The sequence below is a fragment of the Martelella alba genome (genome assembly GCF_005217455.1).
GTDB lineage: Bacteria > Pseudomonadota > Gammaproteobacteria > Enterobacterales > Enterobacteriaceae > Acerihabitans.
This window is the reverse complement of the sequence record NZ_SZPQ01000027.1, coordinates 13149-34370: the sequence shown is the minus strand read 5'-3', so window position 1 is coordinate 34370 and position 21222 is coordinate 13149. Positions and strand designations below refer to the sequence as shown.

Sequence of the window (21222 nt, the reverse complement as noted above, 5' to 3'; positions counted from 1 at the left end):
GTTACCTCCGTTGAAAATCGGGCGAAACCAACAATAATGCCAGACCTGTCGAAACGCTTTCGGCGCGGGAGACCGCCTGGGCGGTTGCAGCGCTTAACGAGCCGGCCAGCAAATGCGGGCCAAGCCGGCGCGGATCGAGACGATCGCCGATGTGCGACGCCAGGCGCTGCGCCAATTCCACCCGTCGCACCAGCGCATCGGGAGCGGCCCAATTGGCCGAGCTGTCCTCATAGCCGGCCGGGGAGCCGGGTCGCCAAACCGGCTGGCCGAGTTTCGCCAGCAACGGCGCCATCTGCGGCAGCCTGCCGTTTGCCGGCGTCACGTCGACGATGCCGAGCGCGCGTAGCGCTGATATCGCCCAGTCCCAGGGGGATTTGAATTTCACCGCCGAGGGCGACCATGCGTCCTTGGCGGCAATCAAAGCATGGTAGAGTGTCGGCAGATCGCCGCGGCTTTGCATAAACGCCCGCGCAAGCTCCTCGGTTACGGTGGGCGACGGATTATCGGCGATAAAATGGCGCGCCAGCTTACCCGCGATATGTCGCGCGGTCGCCGGCGATATCGCCAGGGTATGCAGTACCGCGCGTGCCTGTTCCATACCCGGTTGGCCGTAGCGGTGCCCCATGATTTCCCGCGCGCCGGGCTCGTGCCATAACGGCCGGAAAACAAAACCGCCGGCCGGCCCGTCATTTTTCGGCCGACCCGCGCCAATGCTCCAGCCGGTCATCGCGCGGGCGAATTCCGTCACATCGGCCTGGCTGTAGCCGCTACGCGCGCCCAGGGTATGTAATTCCATGATTTCCCTGGCCAGGTTTTCGTTTAATCCGGGATGGCGCTGTGGCTTGCGCTGCTCGGCGCGAAGGGCGGCGGGACTGTCCGGCCCGACCGAATGGCTCTGGTCCAGAAACAGTTGCATGGCGGGATGCTGCTCGACCGCCGTCAGCATATCCTCAAAGCGGCCAAGTACGTGCGGTCGGATGGCTTCCGCCTCGAAGGCCCCCGCATAAGGCATCACTTCGCCCCGATCCACCGATACCGCGAAATGGTTCGACCAAAAATGGACCAACCGCTCGATAAACGGCGCGGACGTGGTCAATGCGCTGGCCACGCGGGCATCCACCGCTTGCTGGTACAGATCGCGGGCGGTGGCGTTTACCGCCTTCATCGCCGCCTGACGAGCCGCTTTATCTTGTTTGCCGTTAACCGCGCGGGCCCCCGACCCCGGCGACCCTGAAGCGGATCCCGGCGTCATCGTTGCCGCCCGGCGCTCTTGGGCAAGGCACGCGGCAATGGCGAGAGAACCGGGTTGTGTCGCCCATGCGGCTGGCCGCGACTGGTAATCGGCGAACTGATGGGATAACCAGGCCCTGGCGTTATCTGGCGGGGTATCGTCCGGACGCGCGCCAAGCCCGAAGCGGTTAAAGGCGATGGCGGCGGCGCTCAATGGGTGGAACACGCCAGGAGGGCTGAGGGGTGGCGAGACTGAGGCAACGGGCATAGTCGAATTCCTGATTAACGGCGATGACTTATTGAACGTCGCCCGACGGAAAACCCGTCGCATGAATGGAAAAAATAGCGCCCCCTATGAGACCGCCCGCTCCGGTGCCGTGACGCGCAAGCGACGCCATAATGCGAATAACCGATTTTTTATTGAGGCCGGGCGTGTGGCTTGTCCAGTCGTTGCGTCGCCGGGGCGCCGTCTGCCTGCCGCCATTCCCCATCCCGCCGCAATGCCGCCGCGAACCGGGCGCGTTCATCCGGCGTCAAACTGGCCGCGAAATCCGCCACGCCTTGTTCGATTCGGGTCCGTAAGGTCATGTCGGCTTCCCGGGTGTGTTCCAGCGCGGCATCCAACGCCACACGATTGAGCTTTGGCGCCGCCAGCAGATCGAGAACGTCCCGACGCCCCTCCCTACCCTGACGGGCGGAATCGCCGGCATCGCGATGCGCGGCTTTCAGCACGGCCATGAATTCCTGCTGGCGTTGCAAGGAAAGGCCGCGCGCGGCGAAACGCAAGGCGTGCGTCTGAGATGGCGGCGCGGCGCGAGAAATATGTCCATGGGTCGCCAACCATTGCCAGGCGGCCCCCGCCGCGCCGCCCAAGAGAAAGGCATTGCACATCAGCGAGCCCAGCAGCAGAATTTGCCAGTGGCGGAGCCTCATTCGGCGCCTCCTTCAGCAGGCGGCGCGCTAAACGACGTCATCATATAGATGGCGGCGTTATCGAACGACGGCGCGGTGGACGACAGCAGCGTCGCCGTCAAAAAGGCCCCCGCCAGCCCGCCGGCCAGTCCAACGCAGACAAATGCCGCGCCGGCCCACCAGTATGCCGCGAGCGTCATTCCGGCTTGCCCGGCCCGGCGCTCCGGTTTCCCCCCGGGCGCCGACGCGACGATCCGCCGCATCAGCGCCGCGGACGGCACCGGCACGCTATCCTCGTCCAACCAGCGATCAAGGCGCGCCGACGCCCGCGACATCCGTTCAGCCCCGCCGGGATGGGCGGCGGCCCATGTCAGCGCCTGCGCGCGTTCCCGCTCCGGCCAACGGTGGGCGTCCGCGCCATAGATCTCTACCAGATTTCGGAATCTTTCAGGTGTCATTATTCACTATATCCTTACTATGACAGGCTCTCGTTATCCAGCATGGCGCGCAGAGAGCGGCGCGCCCGCGCCAGTAAGCTTTCAACGGCCTCGACGGAAATGCCCATCACCGCGGCCGCCTCGCTATTCGTTAATTCTTGATAATAATTCAAGACCAGCGCTTCGCGCTGGCGCAGCGGTAATGCCGCCAGGGCCGTGCGCACACCTGCGCGGCGATGCTGTTCGGACAAATGCGCGTCGGGAGACAACACGCTATCAGGATTTTCGGGAATGGCGTCCAACAATTGCTCACGACGCGCCCGTAAGCGGTCGTAGCACAGATTGAGGGCAATGCGATAAAGCCACGTTTCAAACCGCGCCTCGCCCTCACGCCAATGCGGCGCCTGCCGCCAGACCCGTATAAAAGCCTCCTGGGCGACATCCTCGGCCGCCATGGGATCGTTGAGCATTCGCCCGGCCAGCGACAACAACAGCGGCAGCTTGCGCGCGACGAGCAACCGGATGGCGTCCGGCTCGTTGCGACCGACAGCCGCGATCAATTCGGCGTCCGGATCCCTCTCGCTCAAAACCTGCCCTCCCGGATAGCGAACTTGTCTGCTGCACTCGCCTTTCTCCTCACGCCCAGCTCCCTTCGCCATGGTGATTGAAGCCCAACTCGCCCGCCGCGCGCAGGATAAGGCAGGATAAGATAAATATTAAACGGACCAAGGGACAAAATCCGTCGCGTCCGAGGCGTTTTTCGCGGCGATGCGCGCGGGAAGCCGTCGCCGCGACGGACACCCCGATAAAGCGGCGCTGAGTAAATACTGTTGTTGATCCGCTCAATCGATTTTCCGGGCGAAACTGGCAGTATGTAGCCTAACCCCTAAGGCTCGCCGCGACAGAGGCCGCCGGCGGCGTGGCGATGTCGCCACGCGGTCGGGATGTGCTGTCGACCCGTCCTCGATATCGGCGGCGACTACCCCGCCCTCCCCCAGCCCACCGGCCGGGGGGCGCCCGCGGAATGTCGTTCAAACCTGAGTAGAAAGCATGCCGGAAAGATATTTTTTGCCGATCCATCACAATACCTCGCCCGATAGACGCCAATTCACCGCTGCCCATGACGGCCTATTCACCAAGCTGCTCCAGCGTATACACAACGGGTTAACCACTCGCGTCGCGGACACCCGGATGGATGAAGATTGTTGCAACGCCCTGGCAATAGGCGCCGCGCTGATGAGGGAGTCACAACGGCTGATGGGCCACAAAAACTCGGCCGACCCTGCCGTTACCCATAGCGCGCCCCCAGTTAAAACGCGTCTGTCGGCAACCGGCGTGGCGCTTGTGGGGCTGTCGCTAAGCGGACTGGGGTTATTGGGCGGCGCTTGGTTTATCGGCGCCCGACAAGGAGGAAATATGCCTGCCGGACAGCGGAGAGCGGGACAACCCGCCGTTCACCGCGGTCTTGACGACGTGGCATACTGGTCCGCCGCCCCGACCCTGACTCCGGTCAAACTGCGGTTCTCAGCCAAGACAGGCAATCGGGTTTATTCGGAACAATCGGGTTCGCCGGTTGTCAAGAGACGAAAAAAATCGTCCAGGGACGCTGATTCAATCCGGGGCATCCCCTCGGCAATCCTGGCGGTACTTCAAGACCCCGCGTTGGATTGGCGCGTAAGTAATCTTCTTGATGAAATATTCCGCGTTGCCGATAACGCGCCGGATGTTAGGAACGCGTCATCCCGGCAGCAACATCATCTGAGATTATTGTTTGGCTGCATTACGCACATGAGGGACAATCTGGATGATAAAGAAGGTCGTATCCAACGCCAGCATTTGGCGCCAAGCGGTCGCTACGCCCTCAATCGCCTATGGGATATCGCCAACGGGCTTGTAGGCGACGAGGCCCAGGCCGCGATAAAGACGTTCAAACGGGATTATTCCGTCCAGAAGCATGAAAGCCACAACAAAGAGGCGACTTTAACCCCATCCCTTCTTACCGAGCGGTATTTTACGGTTACCCCCCCCGTCCGTCGATCGAACGCCCCGGGTGACGCCAGCGCATTTGACGCCAAGGGCGCCCGGACCGTCACCCGCGCGTTGAGAGGCCATGCGCAACCGAATACCGGAAATATTTCCCTGTTTATCAATATGCCGCAAAAACGTCACGTATTACCCGCGCCCCAAAAGCCCGAAAAAATCCTGGATCAGGTCGAGAAAGTCAAATTATTTCAAACGTCCTGTCGGGATGAAAGAGAAAACATGACGTTGCCGAACATTCTCAATGCAGTGGCTTACGCCATGGAAAACCCTATTACCGCCATCGTCAAAGAGGGAAAAATCGTAATAGATCACCTGTCAGGCATAGGATGTCCTGAGGCATCCCACGAACTGCTTGAAAAAATCGAAAATGCCTTGGATTCTCTCCTTTCCTGGTTTCCCTATTACAATAACGCCAGATTGATCGCGCGGATCACCGCCAAGGCGCTCAATGTCATATCCGATGCGCTGAAGGAAAATATGCTTTCCGACGATCATATTTCAGCAATTACTTTCGATATGGTTTCTCTATCGAAAAATCTTATTTCCTCGTTGGAAACCAAACATCAGAATAGCTTGGCGGACCTGTCAAAAAAGAATTCTCTCACCAAGATGGTTGAGCCCATTAAATACAATAAAAATAAGTTAATTATTGAAACGGATAAACCCAAACGTCATTGGGAAATCGATAGGCGATTCAATAATATCCTTATCAAGGACAGTCGTCAGATAATGTTTTTTGATGCGCAAGCAGAAAAATGGCGGATACACGAAAACACATTGTTCAATCACATGCATAAAAAAAATATTCTTCTGGCCGAGCAAGTGTTCTCTTGGGACAGGGATTTATCATGTCTGTTGAACAGCTCACCTCAATATTACAACGATGCAATTTTATTGCGAAACAGAGAACAGATTTACGCGCTGGTGGACGCGCGATTTATTCATATCAAGGAAGTGGTTGTTAATCATGATATATATCGTTATATGGGACGTACTCAAACAAGTGCGGAGAATGCGTCGCCCTTTCTTCCCATCGTCACTCGGGGTGGGGAGTGGGTCTTTGAAGAAAACACATCGCCATTGGTCAGCCAGGCATTGGAAATAAATTTCCATCGTAATGCGCGGACCAATCAGCGCTTGGTCAGTGACCAAATTAGCCATACCGATGTGACACCCATGACATTATCACAGAAATTACAATACGATAATATCTTGCATAGCTATATAAAAATCAGCAATAACTATTATCATCTCCAGTACGGTTTCGGCGGCCAATGGTATCTGCAAGGGGAACATGATATCATGCCGCTTAAAAAAAAATACAATCAGTTCTATCAGAAAGAAACTTTTTTTGAAGACATTATCGAAATTTATCGCGAAGACATCACCGGACCGTATGGCTCATCCAATTCTGAAAAGGCCTTTATTGACAACTCGGTTATTTTTCAGATAAAAAACAAAAAATTAATGGATGACGCCTTTACACATATCGACGTGCAAAGAGCGGGGTTCATTCATGGCACACTTCATGCCTCGGATAATTATGATTATTTACCTTACCGCAATCGTTTTTTCCGTATTACCGATCATGGCGATGACACCTATACACTGAGCGGCAGCAAGGGAAGACCTACCATCCATGTCTATAAAAACAGTAAAAGCAATACATTTTATTTTTTTGATGACATCGTTTACGATATTCCAAGAGAGTCGTTAACGAAAATACAATTCTGCCGGAGCAAGCGGCAGGTTTTCCCTTTTTGTCAATCCCATTATGTGTCACGGGACCTCGCACAATTGCTTTCCATTAATGTAAAACACGGTATAAAGATAACTGATCCTCTGCGGGATTTCGAGCCTTTCGTGTCTTTAGACGGTTTTTACAGGCATAAAAAAGACAGTAAAAAGATTATCTATCGAACTAAAGATAATCTTTATTATCATGCCATCGAACAATCTCATAAAGATGTTCAGGCTATTCCTGGTTTTTTTTTACTGTATGGAGGGAATCCCGATGGAACGCTAAATAGTAATCATCTCATCGCGGAGGTGGCGATTCTTAAGGATTTTCATGACAAAAAAGTCATTCTTTCCACACGCACAGAGGCCTACTCCATAATATTCAATATCGATGAACATGCCACCCGTATTATGGAGCGCCGGCGATCCAGGCAAAACAGAATTTACAATTTTAGTCTACCAAGCCTTAAATTAAGACTGGCGGAAAATGACAAGAATCTTGGTGAAATTTTAAAAAAAGAGTTCATGAGTCTTTGTAGTAAAAAAATCGTTTTTTCTTTTAAACAAATGGATGAAGAGTTGAAAACGGTATTGCGGAATTTTTACAATAATCCTTTCACCTATAAATTATCCAGTTTATTGGAGGCTAAAGGAAATTCTGACTACTCGAATTTTATTGATATTATTGATGTTTCCATCAACCTCGCGAGGAATAATATCAAGGCGTCGATTGAAAACCTCAAACACAACCGTTTACGTGTGGAGTTATTTATCACCAGAAAGCTTGCCTTGGTTAATAATCATGCGCTGGCATTTTTTTTGGATATTTTTCTGGAAAAATTAAAAAGGGTTTCTTTATTTTTCGAAAACCCTCATGAAAATATTTTTCTTGTATCGAAACAGACAAACGAACAGTCTATTGTTAGAATGGAAAGCCATATTTGGCAGGATCCAGTGAAGTTCATTGAAAAAAGAGGACAATCGGTGCTGGGTTTTACCATGATTGGTGATCCGCTCGATAGAATATTTCTGAATACAGAATTATTTCAAAACGGCTTTAGTATGAATAATTATCAGGATTTTACCCGAAAAGATTTTTTTATTTCTTTGATCACTGACACGTTATGTCATGAAGCGGCGCACGCGGTTAATAGCGGATATGACCTGATCTATCTGCCAGTCAACAAACGTGGCAGTATCATGGAGTTGGACGAATCTATTGACTTTATCACGCGATCCATTCATTCCAACCGAGGATTGGAAAAGGAGTTTTATTATCTGAGCCAGATCTTTTTCACCAGCAATCCAACCTATCAGATTTATACATTGGAAAGCTTAATGACGCGACACAATCTGCATGGTATATTTCAAATCGACGATTTCTTCAAGGCATTAATCATATTGAATAATCCGGACACTATCAGTTTACTGATTCGCGAGGTCGCGGCCATCACGCCCCCGGCCCCCTCCGTCAAGTCATGACGAAGAGAAGGCGTGTGGCCGCGCGCTTTTTATGCCACTCCGCCGTTCGCGCGCAGCACTTGCCCGTTCACCCATCCGCTATCCTTGCCCGCCAGAAAGGCCACCACGCCGGCGATATCATCCGGTTGTCCGAGACGCTCGAGGGGCGGCATCTTGGTAAATGCCTGGATTTGCTGGTCGGTTTTTCCATCAAGGAATAACGCTGTCGCCACCGGACCCGGCGCCACCGCATTAACGGTGATTCGACGGCCACGAAGCTCTTTAGCGAAAACACGGGTAAATGCTTCGACCGCCGCCTTGGTGCCGTTGTAAATGGCATAGCCCGGTAAATTCAACGCCAGCGCGGTACTTGACAGGTTGATGATCCGCCCTCCGTCATTTAGCCGGCTGGCTGCCTCACGCAAGGTGTTGAATACGCCCTGCGTGTTGATGGCGAAGTGCCGGGCATAGAGTTCGTCGCTCATCTGTGCGAGGGGCAGTGTTTTGAGGATACCGGCATTGTTGACCAGCACATCAATTTTGCCGAACGTCTGCTCAACCGCGGAAAACATTTCGCTGACCTGTGTGGCATTGGCGACGTCGGCTTGAAACGCGCCGGCACGCAAGCCTTTCCGGTTGAGTTCATCAGCCAGGTCGTTCGCCTCGGCGGCGCCGGAAGCGTAATTGATGGCCACGGCGAAACCCTCGCTGGCGAGACGTCGGGCGATAGCGGCGCCAATACCCCGCGATGCGCCGGTTATCAGCGCGACAGGGAAATTGTCTGACATCATTTTTCAATCCTCTTGTTGGATAGCGTAAGACAGAGTATGGACCGTTCTGCTATAAAGATAATCACTCGAAAGTTGCCATGACTATTCCATTTACTTTTATAATCGTCCCCCGTCAAAGGGCTTTTTTATTCGGTGTGACCGGTTTTTATGGGGGAAAATCAATGGATCGCTTTAAAGAGATGCAGGTTTTTGTCCGAGTCGCTGAACGGCACAGTTTCTCTCAGGCCGCCGCTGATCTCGGTATACCCCGAACGACCGTGACGAATCTCATCAGACGGCTCGAACAGCGACTTAACGTCAGATTACTGGAGCGTACAACCCGGCAGGTGCGCATGACTCATGAGGGAGAAGCGTTTTACCACCGTTGCGTGCGCCTGTTGACTGAACTGGAAGATACGGAAAACGCCTTTCGGGGCGGTCCCCCCCATGGGCTGGTGCGGGTGAACGTGCAAGGAACGTTGGCAAAACATTTTGTGATGCCCGCGCTTGGGCAATTTTTGCAGTCATACCCCGATATCTCATTGCAGATTGCCGAGGATGACCGGATGGTAGACCTGGTACGGGAAGGGATCGACTGTGTATTGCGCGCGGGCGTGCTACAAGATTCCACCCTGACGGGCCGGCAGATAGCCTTGATGGAGCAGGTGACGGTGGCCAGTCCGGCCTATCTGCGGAAATACGGTGTGCCGGAGACCCCAGAGGATCTTCGCGGACATTTTGCGGTGAATTATATCGCCAGCCCCAGTGGTCAGGCCCTCGGACTGGAATTCAACGTCGGCAGGAAATTGACGACGTTCCGGCTGGAGACAAAAATCAGTGTCACCGGCGCCGACCTCTATACCGGCGCGGCCTTGGCGGGACTGGGTTTGATACAGGTTCCGCGCTATCGCATCGCCCACGCGCTGAAAACCGATCTGCTGCGCATCCTTTTACCCCAAAATCCACCGCCCTTCATGCCGGTCTCAATTCTCTATCCGCAAAGCCGGCACCTCTCCGGGCGCGTGCGGGTGTTTACCCAATGGCTGGCGCGGCAATTTGCAGAAAAAACGTGACGGGCCAAGCTATCGCCACCCTCGGGATAGACGGGAATCCCCCACCCGGCGCCTGGTCCACCTTGCGGCCGGAGTCAATAAACGCTTTAGCAAAAAGGACCAACGGCAGGGCGCGAACGCCTGGCCATCACCGCTTCGGTGTGGTATAGGACGCTTTACGTGTCAGGGCCGGGGGACGGCGTGAGACCGCAGATGTGACCACCGCAGCAGCAGCGCAATCAAAAAGCACAGCACGATGGCCACCGACATTTTTAGCATTGATACGCCGCCAATGGCGGTCGCCGGCGCGGCGATCCCGCCCAGCAGAAACATGGCGAACCCCAGAAAAGCGGAAGCGGTGCCTGATTGTTCCGGTCTTACGCTGTCCATCGCCAGCGACGCGGCCAGGGTGCCGATGCCGCTTATCATCGACACGGTTAAAAACAGCAATATCAACACTCCCGTCAACGGCAAACCGTTCATTACGCCCAGCAAAAGCAACCCGGCAAGGACAAGGTCCGCCACCAAACCGATGTTGTAGATCCGGCCGAGGGAAAACCGGACCGAAAGACGGGAAAAAAACAGCGACGAGAGCAGTAAACCCACGCCATTGCAGCCGAATACATAGCTGAATTGCAGCAATGTCAGGTGGTATTCATTTTGTAAGACAAAGGAGGACGCACCGATATAGGCGAACAGCCCGGCGGTAAGAAAACTCTGCACCAGACAGTTCATCGCGAAGGCCCGATTAGCCAGGAGCCGGGCGCTCTGTTTGATAAGGGACACGCCCTTGGCGCGTTTGGGCAGGGTTTCGGCTATCCAGCAAACCGAACTCGCCAGCAATAGGATACCCAGTACCGCCATGATGGTAAAAATGTCCCGCCATCCCCATATGGAGGCGATATAGCTGCCTATCACCGGCGAGATCACCGGCGCGACGCCATTAATGGCCATTAACAGGGCGAAGAACGCCACCAGCGTGTTGCCATGGTATTTATCTCGGGCCACGGCGCGCGACAGTACCGATCCCCCCGCGCCGGCCAGACCCTGCACGAAGCGCATGATGATCAGCAACGGAACATTGTCTATCCTGGCGCAGGCGATGGAGGAGAGAATAAAGATGGCCAACGAGAGCATCAGCGGCCCTTTTCTGCCCAGCCGATCGCTGAGGGGACCGAAAATCAGCTGACCGACGCCCAATCCTATCAGGGACGCGGTCAAGGTCATCTGAACCAGGGCGGTGCCGCTGCCAAGTTCTTGTTGTATGGCCGGCAGCGCCGGCAGGTAAAGATCGGTACACACCGGTCCCAACGCGGTTAGCGCGCCGAGGATAACGGCCGTTCTGAGTGAAATTCTCTGCATGCTTTTTGAATCAGTCCAAGTCTTGGATAGTAAACCGGCCGCCGCCATTTTTCGACGAACGGCGGCGGACTGTCAAGGTTTTTAGGTCTATGGCCCGGCCGCAGACGCCGAGAACATCCTCGGGGCGCACAACCCCGTTCACTGCTTTTATCAGACTGCGCGTTTGCCGCCAAGACGGATATACATTATCCAGAGACGATTTCTCTTTTGCGTTATTTATTATTAGAGACAGTTTCATTTACCCGATCTATTAATAAGCCTTAGGCTTGACGTGAATTAATTCACTGGCGAGAATGTCATTTTATAAATAATCAACTTCCCCTTTCTCAAGATAAGAATGAGACCATGCCATTGGAAAATTCAGATATAAGTCATCAAGAATTACAAACCGCGCTGGCGGGAATTCATGATGCGGTAATCATAACGGACGGTGCCGGGAATATTGCTTTCTTCAATTCCGCCGCCGAACGTCTGTGGGGTTATCCGGCCTCCACGGTCTTGCGGCGCAAACCCGAGGAGATACCGCTTTTCAATGATGAGGAAGCGAGCCGTTCAAGCTCTCCCGATGGCGGCTGGTTGATGGAGGTGATCACCGCCGCATCGCAGACCAAGGTCTATGCCGCATCCCTGATTGCGCTGCCGGCAACAGGCAATGGACGCCGGAAAATGATCATATTGCATATCGATCAGGGTAAAACGGACAGCTCGGCGCATTATGACAATCTGACCGGCCTGCCGAAACGCGCGGCGATGTATTCTTTCATTGACGATATCATCATCAATGAAAAAACAGACAAGTTCGCGCTGTTCTCGCTCGATCTCGATCATTTCAAGGATGTCAACGATGCGCTGGGCTATGCCGCGGGTGATCACGTATTGGCGAAGATTGCCCAGCGCTTGTGTTTGGAATTTTCCCGGCGCGCGCGCGTTTTCCATGCCGACAGCGACGGTTTCGTGGTTGTGGCGACGGGCTGCGACCGGTCGAAGGCGGTAATGATAGCCCAGCGTATCCAGGCGCTGTTCCATCAACCTTTCCATATGAACGAATTGACGCTGAGCGTCACCGCCAGCATCGGCATCAGCCTTTATCCGGAACACGGCGGCGAGCGTGATCTGCTGTTTAAGCACGCCAATCACGCGACCCATCTGATAAAAAAAGTCACCTCCGGCGGCTACCTGTTTTTCGGACCGGAAATGAACCAGGTTGATCAGGAAAGGCTGAAACTGGCGGCGGCGCTTAAACGCGCCATTCCCGATAGCCAGTTGCATTTACATTATCAGCCTCAGGTCCGTTTGGATACCGGTGAACTTTACGGCGTCGAGGCGCTGGCCCGCTGGTACGAACCGACCCTTGGCGAAATTTCGCCGGGGGTGTTTATCGCTCTGGCCGAAGAAACCGGGGAAATTGAGGCTATCGGCCGCTGGACTTTGCAGGAAGCCTGCCGGCAAATGGCCCGATGGCGGGAGGACAACATCGCGGTGCCGGTCATCTCCGTCAATCTTTCTCCCATCAATTTCTATAACAGCGGCCTGCCGGACTATATCGCCGGGCTGCTCAACCGCTATCGCCTGCCCGCCGAAACCCTCACCATAGAAATTACCGAAGGCGTTATGATGGATAAGCGACCGGAGACTCTGGCGGTGATTTGCGCCGTGCGGGCGCTCGGCGTCGGCCTGTCGATGGATGATTTCGGCACCGGTTTTTCCTGCCTGTCTCGACTGGCGCAATTACCGATGACCGAACTGAAAATCGACCAGAGTTTTATGCGCGATTTCACCGAAGGCAGCAAGATGAAAGCCATCGCCACGACAGTGGTGCGTATCGGCCAGAGTTTGAAACAGACCGTTATTGCCGAAGGGGTGGAAACGGAACAGCAATTCGCCCAGCTTCGCGAGCTCAATTGCGACATCGCTCAGGGATTTTACTATTCCCGGGCGCTGAACCCCGTCGCGCTGACCGGCTGGTTGAAAAGCCGTACCGTCTGACGGCGCCGGCCCACCCGCGCGAAAAGGCATTCGTCGCCCTTTCGCGCGGTAAAACGGCAAGCCGGCTTGCTTAGCTTTTGATTTGCTGCGCCACCCAATGGGCAATTTGCTGATAGGGAATGAATATGGACTGGTGCCGGGCGGGATGGGTGGCGGTGAATACCCCGATAACGGCGCCGTCCGCGCCGTAAACGGGGCCGCCGCTCATGCCCTGGATGCCGCCGGCGTTGCTAAGGGCGACCAGGCAACTGGTTGTCGGTTTGTCCCACCAGCCAAAGGCCTGTAGGGTGCCGTACGATGAAGTGGGCATCGCGGTATAGGCATTGTATCCATACATACTCAGTTGTTCCCCCTTCACCGCCGTTTCCAGTTTGGGCAGCACGCGATGCTGATTATCGCTATAAATAACCGCGACATCGCAAAGGGGATGGTAGGCTTTGACTTTCACCAGCATGATTCTCGCCACATGAGCGGCGGTCAGGCTGTATTTTTTGCTGATGGGGAAACTGGAACCTACTGCCCCGGCCAAAACGGGTACGCCGATAAAATGAATATCCGCTTTATCGTAAGCCGTTTCATCAACATGGGTAACGCCAACCGCATTACAGGCGACAAGGGAAAAGAGAGCCGCTGGCCATAATAAGTATATTGCCCATTTCATCAGTGAATAAATTCCGCTTTGAGTAGATTTTAAATTAAAAATCGCATGCGGATAAAGAAATAAAAAGCACACCCACCCTATATATACCGTTGCAAAAATAGAGAGATTCGATAATAACTTTCACCTTTTGAAAGTCCAGAGGCTATTTAAGCCGACAGCGATAAGTGTACTTGAATTATGTAGAGTATGGATTATTCTGATCGCCAGGCGGCGGCATGTGGACGGGAGCCGCCACGATGCCGCGCTATGTCACGTAGCGAACTTATCGGATGGCGTGATTCCCGGCATAAGCGGCCAATAAATGCAGTGACGCGGAATAGTAGTCCTCACTTTTCTGCAATGTCATGGCATTATTCTTATTGTCGCCGTTACCCAGAGTTAATTCCTTTATCGCCTCCATGCCCGGAGAAACCGGATAATCCGCCAGTTGGTTGTCGGATACATCAATCCAGGCCGGCGCGGCGCCCTGGCCTATGGCGGACCAATAGTGCCGGTACGGTTGCAACAACCCGTCATAGCCGGCCCAGCGTAGGTAGAGGGGGATACGCACCGCGTCGAAACCGAAGCGGGCCGGCCAGCCGGCGGCCGGTGCCAGGACGCCTTTGTCATCCAGTTGCACCCAGTCCGTGGGCAACTGCCACTGGCCGAAACGCATTTTGCCCAGTAATGTCCTGCCATCTTTATCCAGCAGTTGCCAGACGGGATCATGACTGAACCGATAGAAAGCCTGCCAGGCGGGGAAAATAAAATAGGAAGGATTAATAACCACCTGATCGGTATGCGCAAAACCCTCCAGACCAGGCAACATCACCGTGTAGGCGCCGACTTGCCTGACCGTTTGTTCCGCCAATGCCTGTTGGATGGACGCCGACGCCTCGGTGTACGCCGCTTCCCGCCACTGCTGGCCGGCAAGCAGCAATGACCAGGCTATCAGCGTATCGCCGTCGGAGGCCGTGTTCATATCCCGCTCGCCTTTGGGCTGGTCGGGCACATAGCGCCAGATGAACAACCCTTTGTCCGGCCGATAAAGGTGAGAGTAAGTCCATTGCCACAACGAAATGAAGGTGGGCCTATCGTCATTGAGTACCGCCAGCAGCATTCCGAAACCCTGTCCTTCCGAGTGGGAAATGCCGTTGTTGCCCGTGTCCACCACACGGCCATCGCCGCTGATAAACGCCATTTTATATTGCTGCCAGCCCGGAGAACCGGCACTGGCCGCCAAAGGACGGGCGACGGCAATGATGACTGCCAGTATCGCCACCACCGGATAAAAAGATCGTAATAACCGCATACGCATGATGTCTCCCCTGCGCCGGCCGCGCCCGTGCGGCCGGTAGTGATCCCGGTATTAGGCTTCGGTCATGGCGAAACGCCGGCTTAGCCAGGCGCGAAGCGGTTCCGCCAGGCTGGCATGTTGCAACGCGTATTCGACAAACGCTTCGATATAGCCGATTTTGTCGCCGCAATCATGGGATTTGCCCACCAGGGCATAGGCTTCGACCGGCTCTTGGGTCAACAGTAAATCCACGGCGTCGGTAAGCTGGATTTCGTTGCCGACGCCAGGCCTGATCTGTTGCAGCGCCGGCCAGATGGCGGCGGAAAAGACATAACGTCCCACCACCGCCAGATTGGACGGGGCGGACTGGGGCTGCGGTTTTTCCACTACCCGATGCATTGGCGCCGAAGCGCCCGCGACGCAAGTGCGACCGCCGCAATCCGCGACGCCATAACGGGAAAGATCTTCGTCGGCGACCGGTTCGACCATAATCTGGCTGACACCGGTTTCAGCAAAACGGCGAAGCATGGCGGACAGATTGTCCTGCGCGGGTCGGCAGCAATAAGGATTGATCAGGACGTCGGGCAATATCACCGCGAACGGATTGTCCCCCACCAGGGGGTAAGCGCAGCGTACCGCGTGGCCCAGGCCGAGCGCCTGCCCCTGCCGGATATGCATGATGCGGACATCGTCCGGGCAAATGGACCGGACTTCGTCGAGTAATTGGCGTTTTAACCGGCTTTCCAGCAGAGATTCCAGTTCAAAACTGGTATCGAAGTGATTTTCAATGGCGTTCTTGGACGCGTGGGTTACCAGGATGATTTCCCGGATACCGGCCGCGGCGCACTCCTCAACAATATATTGAATCAAAGGCCTATCCACTATCGGCAACATTTCTTTGGGTATTGCCTTGGTTGCGGGCAGCATGCGCGTACCCAAACCCGCAACGGGGATGACGGCTTTCAGCATATATTTTTCCTTAGTATCGGCAGATTATCTGCATCACTTAACAAAAAAAATCGGTCCGGGCCGGGTGGGCATCGTCAAACACCGCGCCCGCCCAACCGACTACGACAAAACCCAGCCAATTGTGCTTCGGCGGTTATGCGCTATCCGCGCCATCGCGACCGAAACGGCGGGCGGTGTTCAGGCTGCCGAATAAGGCATAGCCGTTGCCGCCGCTGTTCTTGATACGATAGAGGGCCTGATCGGCATGCTTGAGCAAGACGGACAAACGCAGCCCGTGATAGGGCGCGCAAGCGACGCCCAGGCTTACCGCCGGCATCACCTGACGCTGGCCTTTCAGACGTATCGGTCTGGCGACGCGCGCCAGGATGATATTTAGCAAGCGCGACAATTCCGGATCCTCTGGCGCCAGTCCGGCCGGAAACAGCAACACGAACTCGTCGCCGCCCAACCTGCCGGGCAGCACGCCGGCCGCGGCGCCGAGCCGGACCGCCAGCCGCCGCAGTACGCTGTCGCCGGCGGCATGGCCGTAGCTGTCGTTGATAATTTTGAAATTGTCCACGTCTAAAATCGCCAGACAGATAGGCTGAGACTGACGCTGACTGTCTTGAATGATTTCCTCCGCTCGCTCCAGAAAACCGATCCGGTTCAATAACCGGGTCATGGAGTCGTAATAACTGCGCTGGTATAAACCATCACGCAAGGCGATTTGCCGGGTAATATCAAAACGGATAGAAATGAACGCGATGATTTTACCTTGTTCATTTCGTTCCGGAATGATGGTGATATCTTCCCAATATGGCTCGCCACTTTTCTTATAGTTGCAAAATTCCCCTCGCCAATAATCACCTTGCCTTAATTGCGCTTGTTGTTGCGCCAAGGTTTTTTCATCGCCGAAACCGCCATCAATAATCTGATGCGGTCGCCCCGTTAATTCATATCGCTGATAACCGCAGTGCCGGCAAAAAAGTTCATTGGCATAGATAATGATGCCTTGCGTATCGGTGATGGTGACCATCAAGGCCTGATCCATGATATATTTCATGAAGGAAAGCTTAGGCCGGCGATACGCCGCCGTCGCTTCGGTAAACAATGCCGCCATTTATTACAAGCCCCCGGATTTCGCTGAACGTCGCGTCGCCTGTCAGGCATGCAACGCATAACGGAAAATCAATACATCGTCGGTATCTTTGGCGTGCCAGTTGGTGGTGACTTCATTTCTGCCCCCCTGGGCGCTTATCCATTCGCCGTAGGCGCCCGCCAGCATACAGGCGCTGGCCAGCCGCCATTGGGCGTTTTCTCCCTGCGTGGGCGTATGCGGCCAGGCGCAATGCACCAGAATCAGTTCATGGCGCGCCGGCGCAATGCGCACAAATCCCCAGTCAAAATGCCCCAGCAGATCGTTGAGACACGCTTCCAGGGCGGCGATACTGTCGCAAGGCGGTAAAGGGTGCCGGGCGGCGATGGCCGCGCCGATTTGACGCAACTTTTCGTGCGCCTCGCTATCTTGACTATCGCTGATAACCTGATTGAAAAGAAACTGAATCAGGTCATGCCAACCGCTTTGATAGGAACGCTGAAGAATTTCATTTTCTTGTGGCTGCATAGGAATATCCGTTTTAAGCATCAATAACTCGGGGTATATTTTAAATAAAAAAGCGCGCTACTTTCGTTATAATTACCGAAAGTGCTGTAACCTAAATTCAGGCCAAGCACCGAATCATCGGTTATGGCGTAACGGGCATCAAAATTCAGGCGATAACTGACGCCATGTTTCGTTTGCTCGGCATATTGACTATCGATACCATCCACCTCAGAGGCATAGCTTTCGATTTCCTGTTGTAATTGGCTTTGACCAGGGAAAATATCGCTGCTTTTCTCGCGATAAGTTTGATAGCCTATCGCGCCGCCCAGACTAATGGTGCCTTTATCAAAATGCTGTGTAAAAGTCACCGGCGCGGAAACGCTGAGATAATTTTGCGGGCTGAAATACCCGCCCTGGCCAAGCGAATAATAACTTAAATTTTTCTTAAAGTTCATATAATCAATATCAATGCCGGTTTTGAGTTCTTGATCATCGGTTCGATAGGGCCGTAAATAAAATCCGCCGCCGGCTTTTGTTTCATCGTTATCCACGACATTCCGGCCAAGGTAACGATAATAGCCGCCACTGAGATAGGCGCCGGCATAACCGTTATCCCATGCCAATTGCGCGTCCGCGCCATTACGGGTCACCGCGCCGAAACGTTTACCGGTGACGGGATCGCGGCTGCCGATGTAGGAAAGCAGACTATCGGTGACCGCCCGGCGTTCCGCGGTAAACGTCAGACGGCTGTGCTCGCTCAGTTGCGGGGAAAACGTCAACCCGCCCACCGCCGTGGCCAGCGGCTGACCCAAAGGCGTGGAACCGATATCGATCCCGGCCAGGTCGTTCTTCACGCTGAAATTCAGTTCGGTGCCGGAGGCTTGCTGGGTATCGGTGGCATCGGCATTGTTGTCGTCATCATCCGCCGCCTGGCGTTCAGCATGCACTAGGGCGCCTGCCCCGAAACGATTGGCGACCTCGCCGCTGGCCTGACCGCTGTATAGCGTCAACGGCCGCACCTTGAACTCCCAGCGCGCGCTGTCGCCCGGCACGCCGGACAAGCTCAGGGGCGCGGCGACTTCGGTCAATCGGCCCAGGCCACTCTCGCCATTGATGTTGCGTACCTCGATCCCGCCCTGCGCCCAGGTCGCCAGTTTGTCTCTCAGAGCATCGATACGACGGCTGATGTCGCGGCTGACGGCTGTGGCCGGATCCGGCTTGTCCGTACCCCGTGCGTTGTCCAAACCGAATAAATCCGGGTCGCCGGGTACGCCGCCGTTGGCAAGCAATCCCGGTGCCGCCGCATCCTGCGCCGCCGCGAAGTCATTCCGTTGCGCAGTGTTTTGTTGCGCGGACTCCAGCAATGCCAGGGCCTTGCGATTCTCCCCATTAAGTTCGGCCACCCGCGCGGCCAGCAGCATATCCTCGGGCTGCTGCGCGCGCGGCAAGCGCGTCAGCAGACGGCCGGCCTGATCGCCATCGCGGCGCGCCAGCGCCAGCTCAACGCCGGCCCGGATCACTTGCGGGTCATCGCCATGATTCTGTTGCAGGTAATTGATGATTTTTGTCGATTGCGGCAGCATATCGCCGGCCATATAAACCCGGTTCATGGCCAGCAACAGATTCTCGTTGCCGGGATCGTCGCGCAACGGGACGGCCAGACGCTGATAAGCCTGGCGAATCCGGCCCTGCTGCCGCAGCGCGTCGGCCTCGGCGATCAGACTGCCGTTACGCAGCGCGCGAACATCGGCCGCGTTGCTGCCGTTTTGCAGCGAAGGGTCGCTGAGCAGGCTTTCGGCGTCGGCATAGCGACCGGCGCTATTTAACACCGCGATATGCCCGGCATAGTCCCCCACCGAGCCGTGCAAACCGCGCGCCATATCCTGACGCACCAATTGCAGCGCCTGCGGCATATCGCCGGCGTTCATCAGGCTTTGCGCCAGCTTGCCGATATCGGCGGACGCCGTCGGCGCATGCGCCAGCAGTGGGCGCAGGGTATTTATCGCCGCCGCGTTGTTGCCGGCCCGGCTGTAATCGTCGGCCTGGGCGAGTTGCAAGTTGAACGCCGCCCGATCCCGCAATGCCTTGACAACCGCCCGTTCATTTAGCGACGGACGACTGTTAAGCAAATTGAGCACATCCCGCCAGTGTTGCTGGTCCGCGGCATCCAAAGCCGCCGCATAGACGGCGTCGTCATTCCGGCGGCCCGCCAGCGAGGCGATTTCCCGTTCGGCACCGACCGTGTCGCCCCGCCGGCGCAGTAGTCTGGCCAAATCCAAAGTGACCCAGACATTATCCGGACTGCGGGCGCGCGCCTGGCGCAGCAGCGCTTCGGCCCGGTCATCGTTGCCCGCGTCGGACGCTTGTCGCGCCGAACGGCGCAGCGCCTCGGCGGGATCATCCGCCGGACGCAGTTTTTGCCGCGTCTGCGCTGACAATTGTCCCAGCAGCTTTTGGGCCTGTTCATTCTCCCCTTGCTGGCGCAGCACATAATACAGTGCGCTGGAGACATCTTCGCGCGCGGGGGACTGATCGTGCAAACGTTGCAGCAACACGCGGGCCGAGGCGATATCGCCCCGGCGTCGGAGCAAATCGGCCTTCAACATGCCCGCTAAAACCCCTTGTTCACCCGTCGCGTTTTGCAATGGCTCGACGAGCGATAGCGCCCGCGCCGTATCGCCTGCGCGGGCCGCCTCACGCGCGGTGGCGAGCCGGGCGTAAAAATCGGCGTCCTGCGCCTGTTGCCGCCATCGGCTTCCATCGCTGCCGCCATCAGTGGCGGCCTGGTTCAGCCAGCGTGTGGCGGCGGCATAATCGCCGGCGCGCAGCGCCGCATACCCTCTCCCCGCCAGGGCTTCGGCATCGTGGGGATTGGCTTGCAGGATCCGGTCGAATCGGGCGGCGGCCAATGCCGTGTTGCCCTGATTCAGCGCATCATAGGCGGCCTTTTTGTCCTGCCCGGCGATAGCCTGCTGAAAATGCGCCATCGGCTGTCCATCGGCGGGATGTCGACTGGCCCAGGCCTGGTATAGCGGGCGATCGCCCGGACCGGCCTCCAGCCAGAGCAAGGCCTGCCGCAAAGCCTTATCGGCATCGGTATCCTTGTCCGCCAGCGCGGCCAGCATCCCGATACCCTCGCGGCGGGTTGCCTCGGTATAGGTTAAGGTCCGGCCCAATGCGCGCGCAATGGTGTTATCGCCCGGGAACATCCGCGCCTGTTCCCGTAACCCGGCGATGGCCTGGGGCAGTTGTCCGGGAACGCCGGCCAGCGTTTGGTAGTATTCCGTCGCTAACTCTTCGGTGGGTCTGTCGCCGCCGAAGATCCGCCGATAAGCCGCCACCGCCGCCGTACTGTCCCCCTGGCGCGCCAACTGGCGGGCCTGGGCGAGTTGCTGCGCGGACACCGCCTGCGGCTTGGCGGCGGCTGACAACGATGCCAGCCGGGGGTCGGACGGCGATGCCGTTTCCAGCCGTCGCCGCCAGTAGAGGGCCTGGGCGGTATTGCCATCCTGCGCGGCATAGAGCGCCAGATAAAACAACGCGTCGGCGTTGTTGCCGTCTACCGTCAGAATTTTTTGCAACGCTTCACGGGCCTTGTCGTCATGAGCGCGACCGTGCCAGTAGTTCGCTTGTTGCAACAGCGCGCTAATCACCGGTTGCGCCTGAGCCGGCCAAGCCCCGCCCAGCAGCAGGCCGCAACAGGCCGTCCGGGTCAACGCGGCAAGCAGAGTTTTATTCATT

15 protein-coding genes are annotated in these 21222 nt (G+C 56.0%); 3 read left to right on the top strand and 12 right to left on the bottom strand.

Features of this window, described 5'->3' with window-relative positions:
- Window position 1: 1 nt before the first annotated feature.
- The 4 genes from FCN80_RS17390 to FCN80_RS17375 all read right to left on the bottom strand — a co-directional run bounded on the left by FCN80_RS17390 (window position 2) and on the right by FCN80_RS17375 (window position 3238).
- Window positions 2–1498, bottom strand: coding sequence for a DUF1800 domain-containing protein (locus FCN80_RS17390; RefSeq protein WP_136991442.1), 1497 nt, complete (start codon window positions 1496–1498; stop codon window positions 2–4).
- A gap of 149 nt (window positions 1499–1647) precedes the next feature.
- A complete protein-coding gene (locus FCN80_RS17385) occupies window positions 1648–2163 on the bottom strand; it encodes a periplasmic heavy metal sensor (protein WP_136991441.1) in 516 nt (171 codons plus the stop codon).
- Window positions 2160–2600, bottom strand: coding sequence for a hypothetical protein (locus FCN80_RS17380; protein ID WP_136991440.1), 441 nt, complete (start codon window positions 2598–2600; stop codon window positions 2160–2162). The genes FCN80_RS17385 and FCN80_RS17380 overlap by 4 nt, the downstream gene beginning before the upstream one ends.
- 17 nt (window positions 2601–2617) lie before the next feature.
- Complete coding sequence (locus FCN80_RS17375) at window positions 2618–3238, bottom strand: RNA polymerase sigma factor (protein ID WP_136991439.1); 621 nt, start codon at window positions 3236–3238, stop codon at window positions 2618–2620.
- Window positions 3239–3770: 532 nt separating this feature from the next.
- Between FCN80_RS17375 and FCN80_RS17370 the strand changes: the two genes are divergently transcribed.
- Window positions 3771–7844 (top strand): hypothetical protein, encoded by a 4074-nt coding sequence (locus tag FCN80_RS17370; protein WP_136991438.1) that lies wholly within the window; start codon window positions 3771–3773, stop codon window positions 7842–7844.
- 29 nt (window positions 7845–7873) lie between these two features.
- On the opposite strand, the gene FCN80_RS17365 is transcribed toward FCN80_RS17370, so the two are convergent.
- Window positions 7874–8614: an SDR family oxidoreductase gene (locus FCN80_RS17365; RefSeq protein ID WP_230492742.1), complete on the bottom strand. Its 741-nt coding sequence runs from the start codon at window positions 8612–8614 to the stop codon at window positions 7874–7876.
- Between the two features lie 161 nt (window positions 8615–8775).
- Here FCN80_RS17365 and FCN80_RS17360 point away from each other — a divergent pair, with 161 nt between their 5' ends.
- Complete coding sequence (locus tag FCN80_RS17360; protein ID WP_136991437.1) at window positions 8776–9666, top strand: LysR family transcriptional regulator; 891 nt, start codon at window positions 8776–8778, stop codon at window positions 9664–9666.
- Between the two features lie 162 nt (window positions 9667–9828).
- Here FCN80_RS17360 and FCN80_RS17355 read toward each other — a convergent pair whose 3' ends face one another.
- Window positions 9829–11007, bottom strand: coding sequence for a multidrug effflux MFS transporter (locus tag FCN80_RS17355; protein ID WP_136991436.1), 1179 nt, complete (start codon window positions 11005–11007; stop codon window positions 9829–9831).
- Between the two features lie 351 nt (window positions 11008–11358).
- Between FCN80_RS17355 and FCN80_RS17350 the strand changes: the two genes are divergently transcribed.
- Entirely contained in the window at window positions 11359–12993 is a 1635-nt protein-coding gene (locus FCN80_RS17350) for a putative bifunctional diguanylate cyclase/phosphodiesterase (RefSeq protein ID WP_230492741.1), read from the top strand.
- 70 nt (window positions 12994–13063) lie between these two features.
- Here FCN80_RS17350 and FCN80_RS17345 read toward each other — a convergent pair whose 3' ends face one another.
- The 6 genes from FCN80_RS17345 to FCN80_RS17320 form a co-directional block, all read right to left on the bottom strand.
- Complete coding sequence (locus FCN80_RS17345) at window positions 13064–13654, bottom strand: trypsin-like peptidase domain-containing protein (protein WP_136991434.1); 591 nt, start codon at window positions 13652–13654, stop codon at window positions 13064–13066.
- 262 nt (window positions 13655–13916) lie between these two features.
- Window positions 13917–14951: a family 8 glycosyl hydrolase gene (locus tag FCN80_RS17340; protein WP_136991433.1), complete on the bottom strand. Its 1035-nt coding sequence runs from the start codon at window positions 14949–14951 to the stop codon at window positions 13917–13919.
- 51 nt (window positions 14952–15002) lie between these two features.
- The gene (galU, locus tag FCN80_RS17335) at window positions 15003–15899 is read right to left on the bottom strand and encodes a UTP--glucose-1-phosphate uridylyltransferase GalU (protein WP_136991432.1); all 897 of its coding nucleotides are present in this window, start codon (window positions 15897–15899) and stop codon (window positions 15003–15005) included.
- A gap of 133 nt (window positions 15900–16032) precedes the next feature.
- Window positions 16033–16998: a sensor domain-containing diguanylate cyclase gene (locus FCN80_RS17330; protein ID WP_136991431.1), complete on the bottom strand. Its 966-nt coding sequence runs from the start codon at window positions 16996–16998 to the stop codon at window positions 16033–16035.
- Between the two features lie 42 nt (window positions 16999–17040).
- The gene (gene bcsD / locus FCN80_RS17325; protein WP_170975436.1) at window positions 17041–17502 is read right to left on the bottom strand and encodes a cellulose biosynthesis protein BcsD; all 462 of its coding nucleotides are present in this window, start codon (window positions 17500–17502) and stop codon (window positions 17041–17043) included.
- 20 nt (window positions 17503–17522) lie between these two features.
- Complete coding sequence (locus FCN80_RS17320) at window positions 17523–21221, bottom strand: cellulose biosynthesis protein BcsC (protein WP_136991429.1); 3699 nt, start codon at window positions 21219–21221, stop codon at window positions 17523–17525.
- Window position 21222 lies beyond the last annotated feature (1 nt).

What these genes read in the sequence shown, in the direction of transcription:
- FCN80_RS17390 (WP_136991442.1), bottom strand. Translation starts at nt 1,498, where the DNA reads ATGCCCGTTGCCTCAGTCTCGCCACCCCTCAGCCCTCCTGGCGTGTTC.
- FCN80_RS17385 (WP_136991441.1), bottom strand. Translation starts at nt 2,163, where the DNA reads ATGAGGCTCCGCCACTGGCAAATTCTGCTGCTGGGCTCGCTGATGTGC.
- FCN80_RS17380 (WP_136991440.1), bottom strand. Translation starts at nt 2,600, where the DNA reads ATGACACCTGAAAGATTCCGAAATCTGGTAGAGATCTATGGCGCGGAC.
- FCN80_RS17375 (WP_136991439.1), bottom strand. Translation starts at nt 3,238, where the DNA reads ATGGCGAAGGGAGCTGGGCGTGAGGAGAAAGGCGAGTGCAGCAGACAA.
- FCN80_RS17370 (WP_136991438.1), top strand. Translation starts at nt 3,771, where the DNA reads ATGGATGAAGATTGTTGCAACGCCCTGGCAATAGGCGCCGCGCTGATG.
- FCN80_RS17365 (WP_230492742.1), bottom strand. Translation starts at nt 8,614, where the DNA reads ATGATGTCAGACAATTTCCCTGTCGCGCTGATAACCGGCGCATCGCGG.
- FCN80_RS17360 (WP_136991437.1), top strand. Translation starts at nt 8,776, where the DNA reads ATGGATCGCTTTAAAGAGATGCAGGTTTTTGTCCGAGTCGCTGAACGG.
- FCN80_RS17355 (WP_136991436.1), bottom strand. Translation starts at nt 11,007, where the DNA reads ATGCAGAGAATTTCACTCAGAACGGCCGTTATCCTCGGCGCGCTAACC.
- FCN80_RS17345 (WP_136991434.1), bottom strand. Translation starts at nt 13,654, where the DNA reads ATGAAATGGGCAATATACTTATTATGGCCAGCGGCTCTCTTTTCCCTT.
- FCN80_RS17340 (WP_136991433.1), bottom strand. Translation starts at nt 14,951, where the DNA reads ATGCGTATGCGGTTATTACGATCTTTTTATCCGGTGGTGGCGATACTG.
- galU (WP_136991432.1), bottom strand. Translation starts at nt 15,899, where the DNA reads ATGCTGAAAGCCGTCATCCCCGTTGCGGGTTTGGGTACGCGCATGCTG.
- FCN80_RS17330 (WP_136991431.1), bottom strand. Translation starts at nt 16,998, where the DNA reads ATGGCGGCATTGTTTACCGAAGCGACGGCGGCGTATCGCCGGCCTAAG.
- bcsD (WP_170975436.1), bottom strand. Translation starts at nt 17,502, where the DNA reads ATGCAGCCACAAGAAAATGAAATTCTTCAGCGTTCCTATCAAAGCGGT.
- FCN80_RS17320 (WP_136991429.1), bottom strand. Translation starts at nt 21,221, where the DNA reads ATGAATAAAACTCTGCTTGCCGCGTTGACCCGGACGGCCTGTTGCGGC.